The 6,387-nt window shown below is 56.8% G+C and carries 4 protein-coding genes and 2 rRNA genes; 3 read left to right on the top strand and 3 right to left on the bottom strand.

Features of this window, described 5'->3' with window-relative positions; genetic code table 11:
• From ID864_RS22920 to ID864_RS22910, 3 genes are all read left to right on the top strand, one after another.
• A 23S ribosomal RNA gene (locus ID864_RS22920) occupies positions 1 to 104 on the top strand; the annotation flags it as partial.
• Between the two features lie 115 nt (positions 105 to 219).
• Positions 220 to 335 (top strand): 5S ribosomal RNA (rrf, locus tag ID864_RS22915).
• Between the two features lie 244 nt (positions 336 to 579).
• On the top strand, positions 580 to 1,881 hold the full coding sequence (locus ID864_RS22910; protein WP_062818112.1) for an MFS transporter: 1,302 nt from the start codon (positions 580 to 582) through the stop codon (positions 1,879 to 1,881).
• Here ID864_RS22910 and ID864_RS22905 read toward each other — a convergent pair whose 3' ends face one another.
• The 3 genes from ID864_RS22905 to ID864_RS22895 form a co-directional block, all read right to left on the bottom strand.
• Positions 1,882 to 2,202, bottom strand: a complete 321-nt coding sequence (locus ID864_RS22905) for a YfiM family lipoprotein (RefSeq protein ID WP_048915025.1) — start codon at positions 2,200 to 2,202, stop codon at positions 1,882 to 1,884.
• Between the two features lie 59 nt (positions 2,203 to 2,261).
• On the bottom strand, positions 2,262 to 3,620 hold the full coding sequence (gene pssA, locus ID864_RS22900; protein WP_180276729.1) for a CDP-diacylglycerol--serine O-phosphatidyltransferase: 1,359 nt from the start codon (positions 3,618 to 3,620) through the stop codon (positions 2,262 to 2,264).
• A gap of 96 nt (positions 3,621 to 3,716) precedes the next feature.
• Positions 3,717 to 6,386 (bottom strand): bifunctional acetate--CoA ligase family protein/GNAT family N-acetyltransferase, encoded by a 2,670-nt coding sequence (locus ID864_RS22895; protein WP_191150423.1) that lies wholly within the window; start codon positions 6,384 to 6,386, stop codon positions 3,717 to 3,719.
• Position 6,387: the final 1 nt, after the last annotated feature.

The raw sequence follows: 6,387 nt of genomic DNA, 5'->3' as shown, positions 1-6,387 counted from the left end.
GACCCCTGAAGGGACGTTGAAGACTACGACGTTGATAGGCCGGGTGTGTAAGCGCAGCGATGCGTTGAGCTAACCGGTACTAATGACCCGTGAGGCTTAACCTTACAACGCCAGAAGCGTTCTGGTGTGCGTTCGAGAGACGCAAAAGAGATTTTCAGCCTGTTCGAAACGGATTGGTTTGCATCGCCCGCGAGGGGGGTGTGAATGAAACAGAATTTGCCTGGCGGCTTTAGCGCGGTGGTCCCACCTGACCCCATGCCGAACTCAGAAGTGAAACGCCGTAGCGCCGATGGTAGTGTGGGGCCTCCCCATGCGAGAGTAGGGAACTGCCAGGCATCAAATAAAGCAATAACCCCGACCGAAAGGCCGGGGTTTTTTGCATTTCAGAATCCCCTTACCTTTATCTTCCCTCGGTCTTGTTCGCCATTCTCTGCCACTATGTAATAATCAATGCTGGCTCACATAAAACACAATCAATCCTTATAAAACAAATTCTTAACAAACGCACATTTGAGTTAACTGTTACATTAACAAACTTAGGTGCTATTAAAGCAGGGAAAGAACTTACGAGGTTATTACATGGCAGAGTCCATCACCGAAACACATTCGCAGGCGCAAAATCCAATGAGCGCCCGCCAGCGCATCTGGGCAATCGTCGGGGCCTCATCCGGCAATCTCGTTGAGTGGTTCGACTTTTACGTCTACTCATTCTGCTCACTCTATTTCGCTCATATCTTCTTCCCGAGCGGCAACCCGACCACACAGCTGTTACAAACCGCAGGCGTCTTTGCTGCCGGATTCCTGATGCGGCCAATCGGCGGCTGGCTGTTTGGCTACATTGGCGATAAGCATGGGCGTAAAACGTCAATGTTGATCTCCGTGTGCATGATGTGCTTCGGTTCACTGGTTATCGCCTGTTTGCCAGGCTATGAAAGCATTGGTGTTTGGGCGCCGGTGCTGCTGCTGCTGGCGCGCCTGTTCCAGGGGCTATCCGTCGGGGGCGAATACGGCACCAGTGCAACCTACATGAGTGAAGTGGCAATAGAAGGGCGCAAAGGTTTCTACGCATCCTTCCAGTATGTCACTCTGATTGGCGGGCAGCTGCTGGCTTTGCTGACGGTGGTGGTACTGCAGCAGGTGCTGTCGGATGAAGATCTGCGCAGTTGGGGATGGCGCATTCCGTTCGCTATTGGCGCAGCGCTGGCCATAGTGGCGCTCTACCTGCGACGTTCACTGAATGAAACTTCAGATGATAAAACCCGCGGGCATAAAGATGCCGGATCGCTGAAGGGGCTGTGGAAGCACCGCCGCGCCTTTATCATGGTGTTGGGCTTTACGGCCGGAGGTTCACTCAGCTTCTACACGTTTACCACTTATATGCAGAAATACCTGGTGAATACGTCGGGAATGGACCATAAGACCGCCAGCGGGCTGATGACGATAGCCCTGTTTGTCTTTATGCTGCTGCAGCCGTTAATTGGCGCACTGTCGGATAAGATCGGGCGCCGCAACTCGATGCTGATCTTCGGGGGCTTTGCTGCGGTATGTACCGTGCCGATCCTTAGTGTGCTGCAAACCGTCAGCAGCCCGGTTCTGGCCTTTGCATTAGTCATGCTGGCCCTGCTGATCACCAGCTTCTACACCTCAATCAGCGGGATCCTCAAGGCGGAAATGTTCCCGCCCGAGGTGCGCGCCCTGGGGGTTGGCCTGTCTTATGCCGTGGCGAATGCGCTGTTTGGTGGCTCGGCGGAGTACGTGGCGCTGTCGCTGAAAGCGGCAGGCAGCGAAACCAGCTTCTTCTGGTATGTTTCCGCCATGGGTGCCGTTGCCTTCCTTGTTTCGCTCATGCTGCACCGCAGAGGCAAAGGGCTGAAACTGTAGTTACTGGCCGAGATTCCATAATGCATAGCCGGTGGCAGCACCGGCTATATCCCAGCTAAAATCCTTCCAGCTCCAGCCGCTCCCGCCTTCCCGGCTGTCATAAAACTCTTTTGCCGCCCCCAGACTGACGGAAAACAGCACGCCGAAGCTGCCGCTGTGGCCCGGACTCCAGTTTTGACGTTCGCCGTAAGCACTCCCCGCGGCGGAAAGAAAGGCCGATGAGAAAAAGTGCTGCGCTTTATCGCGCCCGGTCCACCGATCCTGGGCCATATGAGTACAGCCGCTGCACATTAACAGTAGCGCCAGCAGGAAAAAACGCATCGTCAACTCCCATAAAAAAGCCCTGTAAAAACAGGGCTGGATTTGAGCATTATAGTCGCTTACAGGATGCGGCTAATTAACCGGTCGATACGAATACGGCGCAGGCGACGGATGAGCTTGCGAACTTTAACCGGATAATCGGCGATGCTCTCCAGATCGTGGAAATGCTGCACGATCGTAGTGTGCTCGCGGATCAGGCTCAGCTCGCGGTCGCGCTGTTCAGTCAGCTGCTGGAGCGGATCGTGGATCAGCACCGCGTTTTCGAGATCGAGGCGCCAGGCGCGCGGATTGAGGTTATTACCGGTCACCATCATCCACTCGTCATCTACCCACAGCCCCTTCAGGTGATAGCTGTTTTCACCATCTTTCCACAGGCGCACCGTCAGCTGCCCGCTGTTGATGTAATACTGCAAACGGCTGAGGAAGCGTCGCAGATTAATCTCGTACAGATAAGGCAGCGCACCGATAATTTTGAACGGCTGATCTTGCGGAATATAGAAGTCATTGGCGGTCTTATCACCAACAATAATCTCCACCTCTCTGCCCCGGCGCAGCAGCCAGATAATATTGCGCACCAGAATAGCCGGCAGATTGAAGTACGGCGTACAGATAGTCAGCTTCTGTTCGGCGCAGGGCATCAGATGGAAAATGGTTTTGTTCAACAGGCTGCGCTTACCCAACCCGACCAGCGGGGTGACCGCCAGCTCTTCGTTGTTCGCATCGCCGTTAAACTGATAATCAAAACCGCGCAGATCCTGACGGAACTGGCGCGTTTCATTCTTAATCTCCGGGCTTTTTGGGCGTTCAACCTGGTCGAGGCGATGCACGGCTTCGGCCTGAATCAGGTTGGTATCGATCCATTTAAACATGGTATCGGCCAGCACGCGGTTGCCAATCAGCTGATAGCGATCGTAACGGTATTTATCTTTCTGATGCAGGTAGACGTCGTTAAAGCTGGCGCCGGTGTAAAACAGCGTATCATCGATAATTGACCCTTTGAGATGCAGCACCCCAAGGGCTTCACGGGTATTGACAGGGATGCCATAAACCGGGATGGCAAAGCCGGGATTTTCCGCGGCCATCTCACAGTACCAGTCAGCGTTAGTGGCGCAGGCGGCTGCACCGATGCGGCCGCGCTGGGCGCGATGCCAGTCAACCAGTATGCGGATGTCCAGCTCCGGGCGCTGTTTTTTCGCCGCATACAGTGCAGAAAGGATGGCGCGGCCACCCTCATCATTTTCCAGATAGAGAGCCACGATGCAGATGCGCCGGGACGCAGACGCAATTTTTTCCAGCAGCGTCTCGCGAAATTCCGCCGGGGAGTACAGCGTGGTGAAATCAGCAACTGACTGAGAAATTTTTGGCAGTTGCGCAAGGTGCTGTTGGTGTTTGTTTCGGTTGAATTTAGACAACATCACAGTGCGTTTCTTCTCTGTTCATGGAATGGCCTTTTGCCATAAAATCATCACTCTAACCGCGAATAATACCATTAGTTGGTGCGGATAGGGTGAGATTTACTTTTCAAGAAATATCTCTGCGGATTGCAGCGGTAGCGAAAGCCCGACGATACCCTCCTCCAGCTGCACTTCGACCGCAAATCCCAGCTTGCGCGCTAACGTCACCATGCCTTTGTTGCCCGGCATAGTAATTCCGTTGAGCTGCTGTAATCCATGCTGGCGCGTATAGATAATCATCTTCTCCAGCAATCTTCGGCCCAGTCCTAATCCCTTCAGGTCAGAGCGCACCAGCACGGAAAACTCGGCATCAATATTATCGGCATCCGAAATCGCGCGGGTCACACCAATAATCTCATCGCTGCCGTTATGCTGGCGCACCGCGACGATCGCCATTTCCCGATCGTAGTCGATCTGAGTCATATTCGCCAAGTCGTCATGGGTGAACTCATTGATCTCACTGAAGTAACGATAGTAGAGATCCTCTTTTGTCACCCGGGCGATAAACTGCTGTAGCAGCGGCTCATCCTCAGGGAGGATCGGCCGGAACAGGCAATGCTGACCATTCTTCAGCTCGACCGCCTCCTCCAGCGAGTGTGGATAGGGGCGGATCGCCAGCCGGGCTTCGGCATCGCCGTGAAATTCCGCCAGCTGGAGCGTCACGTCCAGCAGGGTAAACTCACTGCCGCTCGCCAGCAGCGGATGAATATCCAGCCGCACAATCTCCGGACAGTCGACAATCAGGTTTGATACCTGCACCAGCACCTGGCTCAGTCCCGCGACATCCAGCGGATGCAGAGCGCTACGGCCGCGAATCTTCCCACTCTTAATTGCCTGAATGACCAGATAACGCGCCAGCGTCATGTTGAGCGGCGGCAGGGCCACCACCGCCTGACGGTCGGCCTGCCAGCTTATGCCGCCTTCACCCAGCATAATCACCGGCCCGAACAGCGGATCCTGCTCCACCACAATGCGCAGCTCCTGTGCCCCGGCACGGTTCGCCATACTCTGCACTAGCAGGCCATGCACCCGCGCCTGTGGCCAGGTCAGCTGCACGCGATCAACAATCGCATTCGCCGCCTGTTCCACCTCTTCCGGGCTACGCAGATAGAGCATCACCCCCTGAACTTCCGACTTGTGCGGAATATCCGGCGAGCGCAGCTTTAGCGCCACCGGGTAACCAATCTGTCCGGCGATACGCACCGCTTCAGCGCTGTCGCCCGCAATCCACGTTGGCAGCGTTGTCAGCCCGTATGCCTGCAATATCGGCTGCACTTCATGGGTATCCAGCGTGCTGGCGCTTTCACTCAGCGCTTGCTGGATCAGACGGTGCGCATCGGCGGTATTGGCGGTGAGGTTAGCGGGTAGCGCCGGCGTTTCACGCAGCTGTTTCTGGTTACGGCGATACTCCACCATATGCATAAACGCGGTGACGGTGCCTTCCGGAGTGCGGTAAGTGGGAATGCCGCCGTCACTAAACAGGCGGCGTGCCTCCAGGGACGAGAACTCGCCGCACCAGTTGGTCAGCAGCGTAAGCTGCTTGCCGCGTGGATGCTGCTTCACCAGCTCAATCACTTTTTGCGCGGTCAGCGTGGGGGGGGCTACCGCGCTGGGCGCATGGATAATCAGCAGGGCGTCGAGGTCATGGCTGTCGAGCAGCAGAGAGAGCGCCTGCAGATAGCGTTCCGGAGTTGCATCATCTTTCAGATCGAGCGGGTTACCGGGCGTGATACCTTCCGGTAGCTGCGCGCTCAGCTGGGTAAGTAAAGGCTCACTTAGCGTGGCGAGCTTGCCGTTGCGCGCATCCAGCGCATCCAGCGCCAGCGCCGCCGGTGCCGCGCCGTTGCTGATAATCATCAGGCGTTCGCCGCGCAGCGGGCGCATATGGCTGAGCGTCTCCACTGCCGAAAACAGTTCGTGAGTGTCCTGCACGCGCAGTAATCCGGCGCGCTGAATGGCGGCATCCCATGCGGCATCCATTCCGCCGTGCGTGCACAGCAGCTGCTGAGCCTGCGGGCTGCGGCCACTTTTGATCACCAAAATCGGTTTATTGCGGGCGGCGCTGCGGGCGGCGGAGACAAAGCGGCGCGCGTCGCTGAGATGTTCGAGATAAAGCAGGATCGCGCTGGTTTTGCCGTCGCGTGCCAGGAAGTCCAGCAGGTCACCGGCATCAATATCCAGGCTGTCGCCGAGCGCGATAAACCACGAGAAGCCCAGCTGGCGCTGCTGTGCCCAGTCGAGAATGGTGTTGGAGACCGCCGCCGACTGCGAAATAAACGCCAGCTTGCCCGGCGTAATCGGCACCGGCGAGAAGCTGGCATTCAGCCCCTGCCAGGGCGCCAGCAGGCCGAGGCTGTTCGGACCAAGCAGGCGGATCTGCCAGCGGCTGGCGCAGGCTTTCAGCTCGGCCAGCTGCTCTTCCGGGGCGGAGAGAATAATGCAGGCTTTACAGCCGCGTTCACCCAGCGCGCTAAGCAGCTCAAGATTGCGTTTTGCATGGGTGCAGATAATGGCGAGATCGGGCGACAGCGGCAGGCTGGCAATATCGGGCCAGGCCAGCACGCCGCATACGGCCTGGTATTTTGGCGTCACCGGCAGCACAGGGCCGCTAAAGCCGCCGGCCAGCAGATTACGCATCATCAGATAACCGGCGCGTTCTGGCCGGGTCGAGGCACCGATCACCGCAATGGATTTCGGTCGTAACAGGGCTTCAAGTCCGCGCTGGCTCATC

The organism is Erwinia aphidicola, from assembly GCF_014773485.1.
In the GTDB taxonomy this organism is placed as follows: Bacteria; Pseudomonadota; Gammaproteobacteria; order Enterobacterales; family Enterobacteriaceae; genus Erwinia; species Erwinia aphidicola.
This window is presented reverse-complemented; position numbering and strand designations above follow the sequence as displayed.

Bases quoted from the DNA above. Each gene is read 5' to 3' on its own strand.
- ID864_RS22910 (WP_062818112.1), top strand. From the start codon at position 580: ATGGCAGAGTCCATCACCGAAACACATTCGCAGGCGCAAAATCCAATG.
- ID864_RS22905 (WP_048915025.1), bottom strand. From the start codon at position 2,202: ATGCGTTTTTTCCTGCTGGCGCTACTGTTAATGTGCAGCGGCTGTACT.
- ID864_RS22895 (WP_191150423.1), bottom strand. From the start codon at position 6,386: ATGAGCCAGCGCGGACTTGAAGCCCTGTTACGACCGAAATCCATTGCG.